Source organism: Priestia megaterium (assembly GCF_009497655.1).
GTDB lineage: Bacteria > Bacillota > Bacilli > Bacillales > Bacillaceae_H > Priestia > Priestia zanthoxyli.
In genome coordinates, this window is record NZ_CP023317.1 from 3,037,446 (window position 1) to 3,051,212 (window position 13,767).

The following is a 13,767-nucleotide window of genomic DNA, read 5'->3' on the forward strand; positions in this document are numbered from 1 at the left end:
AATAAAATAAAAGGGATTTTTTCCAAGCTGCCGAAATCTTTCTATATAAAATAGAAAGGAGAAAAATATGTTTCCTATTCTTTCTACACCTCGCACTAAACTGCGTGAAATAACAGAAGCGGATGCAGATACTATTTTCGACTGCTTTTCTCAGGAAGAAGTTATCAAATATTACGGGCAAGAAAAATTCACAACTTTCCAAGAAGCTTTGGTGCTGATTGATATTTTTGCTGAAAACTACAGAAATCAAAAAGGTTTGCGCTGGGGAATCGAACGGCTCGATACGGGGGAACTAATCGGGACAGTTGGATTGAATCAGTGGAACCAAAAGCATAAGCGCGCGGAAATTGGCTATGAGCTACACCCTCAGCACTGGAGTCACGGCTATGCTTCGGAAGCTGCTTCGGCTGTTATGGCTTATGGATTTGATACCCTTCAGCTAGTGCGGATTGGAGCTGTTGTGTTTCTTGAAAACAAGGCATCTCAGCACGTGCTTGAAAAGCTCGGGTTTCAACAAGAAGGAGTGTTAAAAAACTATATGTATCAAAACGGAAAAGCTTACGATACGCTTGTTTATAGCTCCCTGCCTCCTACATAATAAAAAAAGGATTCTTTTTAAGAAAAGAATCCTTTTTCGTTTTATTTAAACGCCGCATACCCATCATCAGCCATTATGACACTGCCGTTTACAGCTCCCGCTTCTTCTAAGGACAGCAAATAAACCATATCTGCAATTTGTTTTGGATTAGTGAGCTCTCTGCTCATTGTTTTCGCTTTCATTCCTTCAATCATACCGTTGTCTTTATAGCCTTGAATAATAGGCGTATCAACAAATCCTGGCGCAACGGCGACGACGCGAATACCGTATTTAGCGAGATCTAGCGCAGCTGATTTTGTCATCATCACAACAGCTCCTTTTGTTGCATGATAAGCATACGTTCCGGGTGAGGCTAAGAAGCTAAAAATAGAGGCCGTATTGATAATGACACCTTTAATACCTAACTCTCTCATTTTCCTGCCTGCTGCCATAATCCCATATGTAACGCCGTGCTGATTCACATTAATAATACGGTGATATTCTTCTAAGTCTTGATCTAAAATAGATGTAGGACGTCCTATCCCTGCATTGTTAAACATCACATCAATTCGTCCAAATGTATTCACCGTTTTCTCAATCAGTGCTTCCACTTCTTCAAACTTGGTGACGTCCGTTTGCACAAATAAAGCGTGGCCTCCCGCTTCTTCAATTTTTTGAAGAGTCTCTTTGCCTTTCCCTTCATCATAATCACCAATGACCACGGCGTCTCCTTTTTGCGCAAACTTTAAGGCAGTTTCTTTGCCAATTCCGCTTGCTCCCCCTGTAATAACCGCTACTCGTTTTTGCTGCATGTTTCTCCCTCCTTGATAAAAATTCCTTTCTTTTACATTATAGCATTCTTTTTTTCTACCAGCCGTTTCTATTCATCACCTCATTGCTATGAAATTGGTTAAGTTAGGCATGGCCAAACGCCTTTTTTACTAAAAATCAGCGTGTGTACAAGCAGTCTGTGATTTTTTGCATTTACTATAGGGTAAGGAGGTGATGGCTATGCATGAACACACGGGTAATGTATCTATTCCGCGTCCTCCGGATGTGGTGACAATTCTGTGGGAGCGAAATCCTTTGGATAGACAAGCTCCTCGTACCATCGTAGAAGCAACGGTAATTGGCCGCGCAAATCCTTGCGGAGGCTCATTAGCTCAAGGTCAGCGCTACCGCACTGCAGCTCATTGTTTACTTGACAACGGCTTTGAACAAATTACTGCTGAAAGATTAGGGGTATTTGGAGTAGCTGTATTTATTAGAGAATACTAAAATAGAAAAAGGGACTTTTCTGTAAGTTAGAAAAGTCCCGTCATACGTATTATGCGTGGAAATTCGTGCCGTCTGTTACAGCTTCAATTACTCCAGCGCGGATGACAAAGTCACCAAAGTGCTCGCCTTCTTCTCTTTCTTTTGCATAGCGAGGAAGTAAGACGCGCAGTTCATTTAAAATTTCTTCTTCACTGATATTTTCACGATACATTTTGCTTAAGCGGCTGCCATCAAATGCTGCTCCAAGATACATATTGTATTTACCCGGTGCTTTACCAATAAAAGCAATTTCACCTAAAGCAGGACGTGCACAGCCGTTAGGACAGCCCGTCATACGAATCGTGATTTCTTTATCACGAAGACCGTTTTCATCTACAATTGCTTCAATTTTCTCAAGAAGAACTGGAAGATAACGCTCAGCTTCTGCCATCGCAAGCCCGCAAGTCGGAAGCGATACGCAAGCTAATGAGCTGCGGCGAAGAGCCGAATAATGCTTGCCGTCTGTTAATCCATACTGTTCAATCAAGTCACTAATTTGCTTTTTCTTTTGAGTGGATACGTTCGCGATAATTAAATTTTGATTGGCCGTTAAACGGAAATCACCGCTATGAACTTTTGCAATTTCACGAAGACCCGTCATAAGCTTATAGTCTTCAAAGTCAGCAATACGTCCACCTTGAACAAAAAGAGTAAAGTGCCATTTTCCTTTCACACCTTTTTCCCAGCCGTAGCGGTCTCCGTTATGATCAAAGTGATAAGATTTTGCTTCGTCTAAGCTCCAGCCCAGACGGTTTTCAAGCTCTTCTTTTACCGTTTCTAATCCAAGACGATCAACCGTGTATTTAAAACGCGCGTTTTTACGCACAGAGCGGTTTCCGTAATCACGTTGAATCGTAATGATTTTTTCCGCTACTTCTAGAATTTGGTCAGGTCGGCAGAAGCCAATCACTTTTGCAAGCTGAGGGTAAGTTGCTTTATCCCCGTGCGTCATACCCATACCGCCGCCGATTGCTACGTTAAATCCAACAAGTTTTTCGTCTTCTAAAATGGCAATAAAGCCAAGGTCTTGTGAATACACGTCAATATCGTTAGAAGGTGGCACAGCTACGCCAATTTTGAACTTTCTTGGCAAATAGAGCGGACCATACATTGGTTCCACTTCTTCTTCCACTTCCGGTGTGCTAATTACTTTCTCTTCATCTAGCCAAAGTTCGTGGTACGCTCTTGTACGAGGCAATAAATAATCACTTAATTTTTTTGACCATTCGAATACTTCAGCGTGCACTTCTGACTGATATGGATTCGGATTGCACATTACGTTACGGTTTACATCTCCGCAAGCTGCAATTGTGTCTAATAAAGAAGCATGAATTTCTTGAATCGTTTTCTTCATGTTCCACTTTAAAATTCCGTGCATTTGGAACGCCTGACGAGTTGTCAGCTTTAACGTTCCATTTCCGTATTTTTGTGCTAAATCATCCATCACTAGCCACTGTTCTGGTGTTGAAACACCGCCTGGCGTACGAACGCGAAGCATGAATTGGTAAGCTGGCTCTAGCTTTTGTTTTTGACGTTCATTACGAAGATCTCGATCATCTTGTAAGTAGCTTCCGTGGAACTTCATCAAACGATTATCGTCTTCAGAAATACCTGAGCTGATGCGGTCTAGCATTGTTTCTCCTAATGTACCGCGTAAATAATTACTTTCATCTTTTATGCGCTCAACGTCACTTGGAGGACCTTCGGGCGCTTTTAAAATTTTGTTTACCATGTTGAAAATCTCCTTTCAATCCTCAGTATACATCACGCTGATAACGTTTTTGTTTCTTCATTTCAGCAAGGTAAGCTTCCGCCTCTTCGCGGCTCATCTTGCCTTCTGTTTCAACAATTTCAACTAGCGTGTTGTGCACGTCGCGTGCCATATTTGTTTTATCTCCGCACACATAAAAAAATGCGCCTTCTTCTAACCACTGGAATAATTCTTTACTATGTTCAAGCATACGGTTTTGTACGTATACTTTTTCTTCAGTATCGCGTGAAAACGCCACGTCCATTTTCGTTAGCACGCCGTCTTTTAACCACTTTTGCCACTCTGTTTGGTAAAGGAAGTCTGTTACAAAGTGCTGATCTCCAAAGAACATCCATGACTTACCTTTTGCTCCTGTTTCTTCACGCTCTTGCATAAATGAGCGGAACGGAGCCACACCTGTACCAGGTCCCACCATAATAATCGGCGTTTCTTGGTTTTGAGGAAGCTTAAAGTTTTTATTGCTTTGAAGGTATACAGGAATCGTATCACCTGGCTGCAAACGTTCTGAACATAGGACTGAACAAACACCTTTACGCTCGCGTCCATGCGCTTCGTAACGTACTGCTCCAATTGTTAGATGAACTTCGTCAGGATTTGCTGACAAGCTGCTTGCAATTGAATAAAGGCGCGCTGGCATTTTGCGTAAAATAGCTACAAACTCTTGTGCTGATACGTTCCATGGGCCGAAGTCACGAACTAAGTCAATTACATCACGGCCTTGTGTGTATGCTTTTAATTCCTCGCGATTTTCTACAAGCGCTTTTAATTTATCATTTCCAGTAAGCTCAGCTGCTTGCTTTAAAAGCGGTTTTGTTAACACGGTAATTTCAAAATTAGAGGTTAGCGCTTCTCTAAGAGGACGCGTTTCTCCTTCTTTATTAACCGTTACACTTTCACTTGCATCCCACTTGAATTCGTTAAGAAGAAGATCAACAAGCTCAGGATCATTTTCAGGATAAATACCTAAACTGTCTCCTGGTTCATACGTCAAACCTGAACCTTCTAGAGATAGTTCTAAGTGTCGCGTTTCTTTATTTGATCCGCGGCCGTTCAAGTTTAAGTTCTCAAGCACTTCTGCTTTAAAAGGATTTGTTCTTGAGTACGGCGAAGTTCCTGCAGGAGCTTCCGCCGGAACAGCTGCCGAAGCGCTGTGTCCTTTCGCTTCGCTTAATCCGTCAATAACACCTTTAAGCCATTTATTTGCGGGCTCTTCAAAATCTAAATCACAGTCAACGCGCGGATACAGTCTTTCACCGCCAAGTTCTGCTAAGCGCACATCAAATTCTTTCCCTGTTTGACAGAAAAATTCGTATGAGCTGTCTCCAAGCGACAAGACAGAAAAACGGAAATTTTCAAGCTTTGGCGCTCGACGGCCGTGAAGAAATTCGTGGAAAGATAGCGCGTTATCAGGCGGCTCTCCTTCTCCATGTGTACTTACAACAATTAATAAATTTTCAAGTTTCTTTAAAGTATTTGGTTTGAAATCATTCATAGAAGATACAGTTACATTAAAACCTTTTGCTTCAAGCGTTTTGCCTGTATTTTCAGCAAGACCTTGAGCATTTCCTGTCTGTGATCCGTAAAGAATCGTTACGTCTTTTGAAATCGTCTGCTCCGCTTGAGCAGGCGCTGCTGTAGAAACGTCTGGCGTTCCTTCGGCAGACGTAGATTGAGATGCTGTTAAATAACCACTCAACCACATTTTTTGTGCTTCTGTTAATGTCGGCAGAAGGCGATTAAGCAAATCTGCTTGTTCTTGATTAAAAGGGCTGTTTACTACCTTAAGTTGCAACACTGTCCACCTCACAAAAATATATAATTTAAATATGTATGCTTTTACGAATCATCTTCAACAACATGTAATACCTGTGTCTAATTAATCAATGATGTTTCCCTTCATACATTATTATTCCTATAGATTATATCAAATTTAATTATATAAATCATTAGAAAATTCTTATCAAATTCGTCTACCTGCATTTTATCGGAGAAGAATAAATTAGTAAAATACATATAATTGATAGATAGTATTAAGATCATTAATAATTGAAGCTGTCGTTACGTCTTTTTGTAAATGCAGTTACTTCCATATCTGCTCATTCTACATCCTTCACACGAATATGAATATTTTGTAATTTTTAGAGAAGTTTTGTAGAAAAGGTTTTCTTTCTCATCAGAATGTTACATAATAAATGTAACATTAATCCTTTTAAAAAACACTATACGTAAAAGACAGTATATTCTGAAATTTAGGACAGTTTATAGGTGAGCTAGCAACCTTTTATTCGATCTATTCATACACATTGAAGAATATAAAGGGAAGCCTGCAGTACATACCGTTCCCTTTTGCTCATCTCAAATGAAAGGACTGGCTTTTAATCAGGTAATCTTTTTTAAGGAGGCTTCTTGAATGTTTTTACGAGAATTAACGAAAAGTGGGACGATAACTGTTTCTTACTATAAAGATGGAACGTTGCAAACGTGCAAAGGCCGCGTGCACAACTTAAATCTCCATCAGCAAATTCTATCCGTAAAAGACGAAAATGAAGCCGTTGTTTCCCTTTTGCTTTCTGATATTAAATCCATTCATTAGTATGTAAAATTAAGGAGGAATTACTATGTGGAAAGATAATAAGCAAGCGCTTACAGATTTTGTGACGGAAGATCGGTTTGAACTGAACTTATATTTATCGTATTTGCTTGATCAAATTTCGTATGACACGTCTAAACAATCCCCTTTTCTTCGCAAGCCTAATGAAACAACTAGTTAATATAGAAAAAAAGCGCACAAATTTGTGCGCTTTTTTTAATGTGATGGCTCTACTTCAGCAATGCCTTCTTCTGGTTTTTCTTCGGCTTTTTTATTTGAAAGCTTGATCTGTCTTAAGAACAATGTGCATACCGCTCCTAAAATAATAAAAGCTAAGCCCATGAAAAAGACGCTGTGCAATGCGCTCATTAGCGAGGTCTTCAAAATAGGCACAATGCTGTCTGAAAGCGCAGCTGGAATACTCTTTAGCGCCTCAGGACTAAACAGCATCTGCAGCACACTTTCAGGATTCGTATCAATCGCTTTTTTGAACCCGTCGGCAAAAGCGCTTGCTTGAGCAGGCAATGAGTTTAAATATGGAACGAGTTTGTCAGTAAGAAGCGTACCTGATTTGGCGTTCATTATCGCTCCTAAAATGGTAATACCGAACGTTCCTCCAATTGAACGGAAAAATTGACTTGATGATGTAACAACACCGAGCTCTTCTTTTGAAAAGCTTTCTTGAAGAGCAAGCGTTAAAATTGGCATCACAAGCCCCATTCCTAAACCGATTATGGCCATATAAGAAGTGGCAACAAGCTTGCTAGTATGAAGGTCTAATGTTGTTAACAAGAAGAACCCTCCTGCCATAATGAGCATACCCGTAACGATTTGAGGTTTGATTCCAACTTTATAAACAAGCTGTCCTCCAATAATACTTGTTACAATCATTGAAATCATCATCGGTGTCATAATGGTACCTGATTCTGAGGCGCTTACTCCAACGATTCCTTGCATAAAGAACGGAACAAATGTAATAGCTCCGAACATGCCAATGCTCATAAAAAAGCCTATGATGTTTAAAAGCGTAAACGTTCGGTTCTTAAATAAATACATCGGAAGAATTGGTTCTTTAGCTTTCGTTTCCACAATAATAAAGCTTATAATCCCAGCAATAGCAAGTGCAAACAAACTAATAATCTGCCAAGAGTTCCAGTCGTAGTCTTTTCCTCCAAAACTCAGGGCAAGAAGCAAGCTTACTACTCCGATAACCATTGTGAACATACCAGCTACATCGAATTTAACAGGTCCTGTATGTTTTTTTCCTTGAAGTCCGAGCGCAATAAAAACGGTAGCGAGTATCCCTACCGGCAAGTTAATGTAAAACACCCATTTCCAGTTCAGTGAATCAACAATCCATCCGCCAATTTGCGGACCGATGACAGAAGCAAGACCGTAAATTCCTCCGAATACTCCTTGAAACTTTGCTCGTGCTTTTCCTGTAAATAAATCGCCGATTACAATCATTGCCATCGGCATCATAACGCCGCCGCCAATTCCTTGTAATGCACGGAATAAAATAAGCTCTGTCATGTTATTTGCCATCCCGCATAAAGCAGAAGCCACCATAAAAATAATAAGTCCTGTAACATAAATTACTCTGCGTCCTACTAAATCAGCGAGCTTTCCTGCAATCGGAACAACCGTTGTTGACGTTAATAAATAGGCTGTTGTCAGCCATGTCATCATGCTTAAACCACCAAGATCTCCTACGATTCTTGGCATAGCTGTTCCGACAATGGTTCCATCAAGTGCAGAAAAGAACATCGCAATAATTAACCCAATTAATAAAAGCGTGCGCTTTGAATTTTTTTGATTTTCCATCGTGTGTCTCTCCTCTTTTTTGTTACTGCTGCTTATCTTTATAAGAAGCAGCTGATGTTGCAAGCTTTTTCGTAATAGAAGCCATCATGGAAAGCTCTTCTTCTGTTAGATGCAAAAGGTAGCGGTCCATAATGGCTTTTCGACCATTTAGCACGTCTTCAAGTTTGCGATGCCCAAACTCCGTTAAGGTAATGTCAACAACTCTTCTGTCTTCTTTATTGTGTTCTCTTACAACAAAATTGTGCTGTTCAAGACGATCCACTAAAAGAGTCACGGCGCTCGGTTTTACATCCATTAGCTCTGCAATTTGAGAAACCTTACTGCTCCCTACTTTCTTTAAATAAGAAAGAACAAATAATTGCGTAGGAGTCATCTCATGCTCATTAAGGCTCTCCATCATTTCGGGCTGCATTTTTTCAAATAGCACTTGAAGCGATGAACGAATCTCCCCAAGATACTGATTGCTTTTTGTCACATCTATTCCTCCAGGCTTGCTTATTTATTTCATGTTATAAATAGTTAATGCTAATTAACTATAAATGCATATAAACTAAAAGTCAATTATTTCTTTTTTAGTGTTGACCCTTACGCTGCGTTATATTTTATAGTAGATTTCAGAAGGGAGATGAAAGAATGAACAGAAAAGTAAAAGAAGTGGCTGACTTAGTAGGAATCAGCGTCCGCACGCTGCATCACTATGATGAAATCGGGCTATTAAAACCTGATGCTGTCAGTGAATCCGGCTACCGGCTTTATTCACCGGCTAATCTTGATATGCTTCAGCAAATATTATTTTTTAAAGAACTTGGCTTCCCTTTAAAACAAATTCAGGAGATTATAACAGACCCAACATTTAATCGCACAGAAGCGTTGATACTGCAAAAAAACATGCTGATTGAAAAACGCAGTCGGCTCGATCAAATGATTGCAACCATTAATAAAACGATTCAATATGAAAAAGGAGCGATTGAAATGAACGAAAAAGAGCGGTTTAAAGGGCTGGATTTTTCGCATAACCCATACGAAGAAGAAGCCCGGAAGCGCTGGGGAAATCAGCGCGTAGATGAAGCGAATGAAAAAGTACAAAGCTTTTCACATGAAGAACAGCAGCGCATGTCAAACGAATGGGAAAGTATCTACACTCACTTAGCTTCTCTGCGTGATCTGTCACCATCCTCTACAGAAGCTCAAAAAGCCATTGACCAATGGTATCAATTTTTAAATAAGAACTTTGGAACGTATTCGTTAGAAGCCTTTAAAGGTCTTGGAGAGATGTATGTACAAGATGAGCGGTTTACAGCCAACATCGATCGCTACGGAAAAGGATTAGCGAAATTCATGAACGAGGCGATGAGTACATTTGCTGATGCTAAAAAACAATAAATCAAAAGAGATTGAGATATAACTACATCAATTATATGAAGCCTACGTTCATCACCACAATGGAAAAATCCGAACGATTCATCGTTCGGATTTGCATTCACTTAACATACTTTTGTCTCAGCCTCTTTTTATAAGTGAAGACCCATAAGCATTGTATTATAGTAGACGCCATTTATATAGGTGTCTTTTTCTTTTAATCCTTCTGTTTGAAACCCTAGCTGTTTGTATAAAGAAATAGCTCTTTGATTATCTTCTCGCGTTACAAGTTCGATTTTTTTTGTTTGTTTATTCATACGTGCCCATTCAATCAGCTCAATCATTAGCTGTCTTCCTAGCCCTAGCCCGCTATAAGCATTCTCTACCACGATACCAAGGGTACCCACATGCTTATTACGCGGGTTTTGAGACGAGGTGATGGATGCAATACTAATGATTTCTTCTTCTTTTTCAGTCACGACTATAAGAGAGTTTTGCTCTTGTTTTACAGAAGCTAAAAACACTTCATACTCTGAAACTGGTCTAAGAAACTCCCCTTCTCCAAATGAAAGAAAATCACTTTCTCCTCCCACTCGATTGTAAAAAGCAATCATTTTCTCTGCGTCTTTTGATTCTGCTTCTCGAATGGTGACGCCTATACCATTCTTTAATGTACGTAAACTCATATATCTATCTTCCTTTTAGTTATTCTTGTTTGCCTATATGGGTTTTAGCGCTGTTTTTCTCTCCACTGACCTAACCACATGCGATTCCCTAAAGCCGTAAAATCATTTTCGTCGGCGTAGCGTTCAATGACGGAAAGCGCGTTGTCCTCAAGCATTGGTGAATAGCTCATAATTTCTAAAATATGATGTGCAGCCCATAGGTCAATTCGATAAGTAGGATTCGTCAGCAGTGTTGAAAATTCAAAGAGCATGCCTGGATAGTATAAATGAATGAGCTGCGCAATTTTTTTCATATCTTCTGCAGCTCGGTTTCCTTTTTTTACAGATTGTTTATCTCGATAATCGATTTCATAATGAATTTTTGCGCTTTTTTGATAAAGATCAACTAGCGTTTCGTACGTACGATGTTTCTGCATTTCTCATCTTCCTTTGCTTCTAGATTTCCTCGTTTGAAGATGCTATAGTTCATTTTTAGGTTTCATATATTCAACTAAATGCAGCAAAAATATGATGCTTCCGCCAATGCACATCACAAAACTTAACGTAGCAGGATACTGAATAAAGAAACCGACAACACCAAAAATCAGCATAGCAAGCGCTCCTATCATCATAAACAGATGATAAGCCGGTGTATTTTCTTCATTATTCATACATAACTCCTTTTCACTATTTTTTAAGTTATTAAAAAGATATGACACTTCTTTTGGACTATGATCTTTTATTTTGCTGCCGCTTTATTTCTTTAGCTTAGCACGAAGTAACGTGAGAAGGCCTCCTCCAAACATCACGCCACCCACAATTTGATACAGGTGTATGTAGCTTTTTACCGTTTCAACATACAGATCTGTGTCTACATTCCCTTTACTTTCTAGCCATTTTTGGCCCATTGCCTGACCCGTTGCAACGCTTTTTAACAAAACGACCAGGCCTCCGAGCATGACAACGGCGGCGATCATAAGCTGTACCTTTTCTTTGTCATCTAGCATTTTTTTGAATTCGTCTGCCATCTATCTCTCTCCCACCCTTACCTTGTTATGTATCTACTTGTTTGTAATCATGCTGTTTTTTCTCTATTATAACGCTCAACTTGGTCATTATAACACGGTTTTGCACTGCCTTTAGTCTTACTTTTCATAAATGAAGCCATTTTGGGTGATACTATTTTTGAAACACAGGCGTCTTTAACATCCCTTCATTATTTTTGAAGGGTTACTAATTGAGGTTGATACATGCTTATATTTTTAGGGATTTTTTTACTTTGTGCAGCTGTTTGTTTAGTAGAAATACCTTATTTAAAAAAAGTGAACAGTCAAAGAGAAAAGCGAATTTTTTGGAGTTTGTTCACAGTAAGTATTTTAATTGTTAGTTTAAAATATGGCGGTGTGGAAATCCCTAACCCTGGAGACGGCATTGCTTTTTTATTAAAACCTTTTAGTGATTTTTTGTTCAGTCTGTTGAAGTAAAAGGAAGTGAACAACGTGCATAGTCAGATAAAATTATCCGCAGCACAGTTTCGAATACTCGTGATTTTTTATAGTTTAGGCGACACTATTTTAGTCGTACCTGGAAGCTTAACGGCTGATTCTAAACAAGAGGCATGGATTCCAGCCATTTTAGGCGTAGGTGTAGGCGTTTTTCTTGTATGGATGTATATCAAACTTTCTAGCCTTTATCCGAATAAAACCCTTGTAGAACTAAACGAAGCCATTTTAGGCAAGTGGCTAGGAAAGTTTGTCTCTCTTTTATTTGTCGCTTCTACTCTTCTTTTTTGCAGTCAAGTTTTGTTTTACGTGGGCTCATTTCTAACAACTCGCATTATTATTCAAACGCCTATGCTTGCTGTTCATATTTTGTTTATGGGAATTGTGATTGTCGGCGTTCGTCTTGGCATTGAAACGATTGCCCGCTGTGCTGAAATTCTCTTTCCTTGGTTTGTTATTCCGTTTTTAATCTTAGTTTTTTCGATCTTCCCTCAAATTCATTATGAGAATTTACAGCCTTTGTTAGAGGTAGGCGTTAAGCCTATTATTAGATCTATTCTGGTCTTTACAAGTATTACGTCTCTCACTTTTATTGTATTGCTGACCGTTTTCCCTGCTCACGTAGGGGAACCTGATCAGCGGAACCGCGCTTTTTTTACAGGAAGCTTAATCGGCGGAGGCATTATGATTATTATTTTATTACTTGGCATTCTTGTACTTGGAAATACGTATACACGTATCGCTTTATATCCAAGCTATGAGCTTGCAAGGCGTATCGAAGTTGCCGATTTTCTGAAAAATATTGAAGTAATCATGGCCATTATGTGGTTTTTATCTCTTTATTTCAAAACGTCTCTCTACTATTATGCGACCGTTTCCGGACTCGCTCAAATTCTTGAATTAAAAAACTACCGAATTTTAACTCTTCCGCTAGGCATTATTGCCGTTACATTTTCACTTATCGTGTATCCAAGCATTCCCTATGAACAAACGTGGGACAGAGATACGTGGATTCCATACAGTCTGTTATTTGGACTATTTTACCCTCTTGGATTATTAATAGTTGGGAAAATTCGCGTAAAGCATTCGGCGTCTTTATCGAAATAAAAAGAAATTGAGACATAACGAAATCCATCCAATCAACAGCTAGAAGGAAGCTACATGCATGAAACTTAGATTCATCCTATCAATAAAAAAATCCGAACGATGAATTGTTCGGATTTTCCCTCAACGAAACTACTTTGTTTTACCCTCTTTTAAAAGAACACGGTTATACTCACTAATCCATTCCACAGCATATGTAAAATCATAGATGGGAAAATAGATTTTGTTCGATAATAAATAATGGCGAAAACAAGTCCCATGACGGTAGCTGTAATCGGAAAGCCAATATGTAAAAGACCGAATACAAGAGCGGAAACGAAAATGCCCACAAGCACGTGATGGCGTTTGGTTAAGAAACCACATAAAACACCTCTATAAAGCAGCTCTTCTTTAATAGGCGTGATAACTGCTACACTTATAAAAAATATCCAGCTTGAAAGCAGCGTTTGATTAAAACTGCCTTGATTTAAATCTTTTTGCTGCTGATCTGCGCTTTCTACGTTTAAAAATGAAAGCATCACGTACTGCACCGCGGCTACAATTAAAAAGCCTACCACAATATATACATACGTTTTCCCTTCTTTTAATACCGAGACGTTCCACATAGGTTTTAAAAATCTGCGCACAGGTCTATAAAGCACCGCAACCCCTAGAAAAAATGCCGCGTCTACAAGCAGAGCATATGGGCCTTCTAATAAAATTCCTGTCATATTTGAACCCATAACTTCATCGTAAATAGCTACTCCAATTCCGGCTATGATTTGCAGTCCAAAGCCCAACACGATAAATAGAAGCAATGTGAAGTAAGTAAACTCTTTTTTCTTTTTAGGCTTTAAAACCGGTTCTGAATTTGTTGATAACGTACTCAAAATAGCAACCTCCAAAAATGATTCTTTCTCTCTAGTGCTCTCAAAATTCTATCATAAACTCAGTTTAATTATGTTATTTTTTAGGAAAAAAGTTATATTTTTTCACATTTTATACACAAAGGCAGGGCTTCAAAAAATAAATGCGCTAACCAAATTAGTTGTCAACTTCCTTATATTTGATTACGCTTG

17 protein-coding genes are annotated in these 13,767 nt (G+C 39.0%); 7 read left to right on the forward strand and 10 right to left on the reverse strand.

Annotated features, from left to right (window positions below; translation table 11 throughout):
- Positions 1-67 precede the first annotated feature (67 nt).
- Positions 68-598: a GNAT family N-acetyltransferase gene (locus CEQ83_RS15335; protein WP_028414397.1), complete on the forward strand. Its 531-nt coding sequence runs from the start codon at positions 68-70 to the stop codon at positions 596-598.
- A 41-nt stretch (positions 599-639) separates the two neighbouring features.
- On the opposite strand, the gene CEQ83_RS15340 is transcribed toward CEQ83_RS15335, so the two are convergent.
- Positions 640-1,389 carry an SDR family NAD(P)-dependent oxidoreductase gene (locus tag CEQ83_RS15340; RefSeq protein WP_028414398.1) on the reverse strand — a complete coding sequence of 250 codons (750 nt, stop codon included), beginning with the start codon at positions 1,387-1,389 and terminating at the stop codon, positions 640-642.
- Between the two features lie 199 nt (positions 1,390-1,588).
- Here CEQ83_RS15340 and CEQ83_RS15345 point away from each other — a divergent pair, with 199 nt between their 5' ends.
- The gene (locus CEQ83_RS15345; RefSeq protein WP_028414399.1) at positions 1,589-1,855 is read left to right on the forward strand and encodes a hypothetical protein; all 267 of its coding nucleotides are present in this window, start codon (positions 1,589-1,591) and stop codon (positions 1,853-1,855) included.
- Between the two features lie 49 nt (positions 1,856-1,904).
- Here CEQ83_RS15345 and cysI read toward each other — a convergent pair whose 3' ends face one another.
- Together cysI and CEQ83_RS15355 are read right to left on the reverse strand one after the other, a co-directional pair.
- Complete coding sequence (gene cysI, locus CEQ83_RS15350) at positions 1,905-3,626, reverse strand: assimilatory sulfite reductase (NADPH) hemoprotein subunit (protein WP_099000333.1); 1,722 nt, start codon at positions 3,624-3,626, stop codon at positions 1,905-1,907.
- Between the two features lie 22 nt (positions 3,627-3,648).
- Positions 3,649-5,457, reverse strand: coding sequence for an assimilatory sulfite reductase (NADPH) flavoprotein subunit (locus tag CEQ83_RS15355; RefSeq protein WP_099331124.1), 1,809 nt, complete (start codon positions 5,455-5,457; stop codon positions 3,649-3,651).
- A 618-nt stretch (positions 5,458-6,075) separates the two neighbouring features.
- On the opposite strand from CEQ83_RS15355, the gene CEQ83_RS15360 reads away from it, so the two are divergent.
- On the forward strand, positions 6,076-6,258 hold the full coding sequence (locus CEQ83_RS15360) for a YolD-like family protein (RefSeq protein WP_013083869.1): 183 nt from the start codon (positions 6,076-6,078) through the stop codon (positions 6,256-6,258).
- Between the two features lie 25 nt (positions 6,259-6,283).
- A complete protein-coding gene (locus tag CEQ83_RS27115; RefSeq protein ID WP_165573525.1) occupies positions 6,284-6,436 on the forward strand; it encodes a hypothetical protein in 153 nt (50 codons plus the stop codon).
- Positions 6,437-6,471: 35 nt separating this feature from the next.
- On the opposite strand, the gene CEQ83_RS15365 is transcribed toward CEQ83_RS27115, so the two are convergent.
- The gene (locus CEQ83_RS15365) at positions 6,472-8,079 is read right to left on the reverse strand and encodes an MDR family MFS transporter (protein WP_028414403.1); all 1,608 of its coding nucleotides are present in this window, start codon (positions 8,077-8,079) and stop codon (positions 6,472-6,474) included.
- Positions 8,080-8,101: 22 nt separating this feature from the next.
- On the reverse strand, positions 8,102-8,554 hold the full coding sequence (locus CEQ83_RS15370) for a MarR family winged helix-turn-helix transcriptional regulator (RefSeq protein WP_013057798.1): 453 nt from the start codon (positions 8,552-8,554) through the stop codon (positions 8,102-8,104).
- Positions 8,555-8,712: 158 nt separating this feature from the next.
- Between CEQ83_RS15370 and CEQ83_RS15375 the strand changes: the two genes are divergently transcribed.
- Positions 8,713-9,462: a MerR family transcriptional regulator gene (locus CEQ83_RS15375; RefSeq protein WP_028414404.1), complete on the forward strand. Its 750-nt coding sequence runs from the start codon at positions 8,713-8,715 to the stop codon at positions 9,460-9,462.
- Positions 9,463-9,590: 128 nt separating this feature from the next.
- On the opposite strand, the gene CEQ83_RS15380 is transcribed toward CEQ83_RS15375, so the two are convergent.
- The 4 genes from CEQ83_RS15380 to CEQ83_RS15395 all read right to left on the reverse strand — a co-directional run bounded on the left by CEQ83_RS15380 (position 9,591) and on the right by CEQ83_RS15395 (position 11,131).
- Positions 9,591-10,124: a GNAT family N-acetyltransferase gene (locus tag CEQ83_RS15380; protein ID WP_033580571.1), complete on the reverse strand. Its 534-nt coding sequence runs from the start codon at positions 10,122-10,124 to the stop codon at positions 9,591-9,593.
- 44 nt (positions 10,125-10,168) lie between these two features.
- The gene (locus CEQ83_RS15385) at positions 10,169-10,540 is read right to left on the reverse strand and encodes a hypothetical protein (protein WP_028414406.1); all 372 of its coding nucleotides are present in this window, start codon (positions 10,538-10,540) and stop codon (positions 10,169-10,171) included.
- 42 nt (positions 10,541-10,582) lie between these two features.
- The gene (locus CEQ83_RS15390; protein WP_099000336.1) at positions 10,583-10,774 is read right to left on the reverse strand and encodes a hypothetical protein; all 192 of its coding nucleotides are present in this window, start codon (positions 10,772-10,774) and stop codon (positions 10,583-10,585) included.
- 84 nt (positions 10,775-10,858) lie between these two features.
- Positions 10,859-11,131, reverse strand: coding sequence for a hypothetical protein (locus tag CEQ83_RS15395; protein WP_028414407.1), 273 nt, complete (start codon positions 11,129-11,131; stop codon positions 10,859-10,861).
- Positions 11,132-11,353: 222 nt separating this feature from the next.
- On the opposite strand from CEQ83_RS15395, the gene CEQ83_RS15400 reads away from it, so the two are divergent.
- Positions 11,354-11,587 carry a hypothetical protein gene (locus tag CEQ83_RS15400; protein WP_028414408.1) on the forward strand — a complete coding sequence of 78 codons (234 nt, stop codon included), beginning with the start codon at positions 11,354-11,356 and terminating at the stop codon, positions 11,585-11,587.
- 15 nt (positions 11,588-11,602) lie between these two features.
- The gene (locus CEQ83_RS15405) at positions 11,603-12,712 is read left to right on the forward strand and encodes a GerAB/ArcD/ProY family transporter (RefSeq protein ID WP_028414409.1); all 1,110 of its coding nucleotides are present in this window, start codon (positions 11,603-11,605) and stop codon (positions 12,710-12,712) included.
- A gap of 149 nt (positions 12,713-12,861) precedes the next feature.
- Here CEQ83_RS15405 and CEQ83_RS15410 read toward each other — a convergent pair whose 3' ends face one another.
- Entirely contained in the window at positions 12,862-13,578 is a 717-nt protein-coding gene (locus CEQ83_RS15410; RefSeq protein WP_047750514.1) for a CPBP family intramembrane glutamic endopeptidase, read from the reverse strand.
- Between the last annotated feature and the right edge of the window lie 189 nt (positions 13,579-13,767).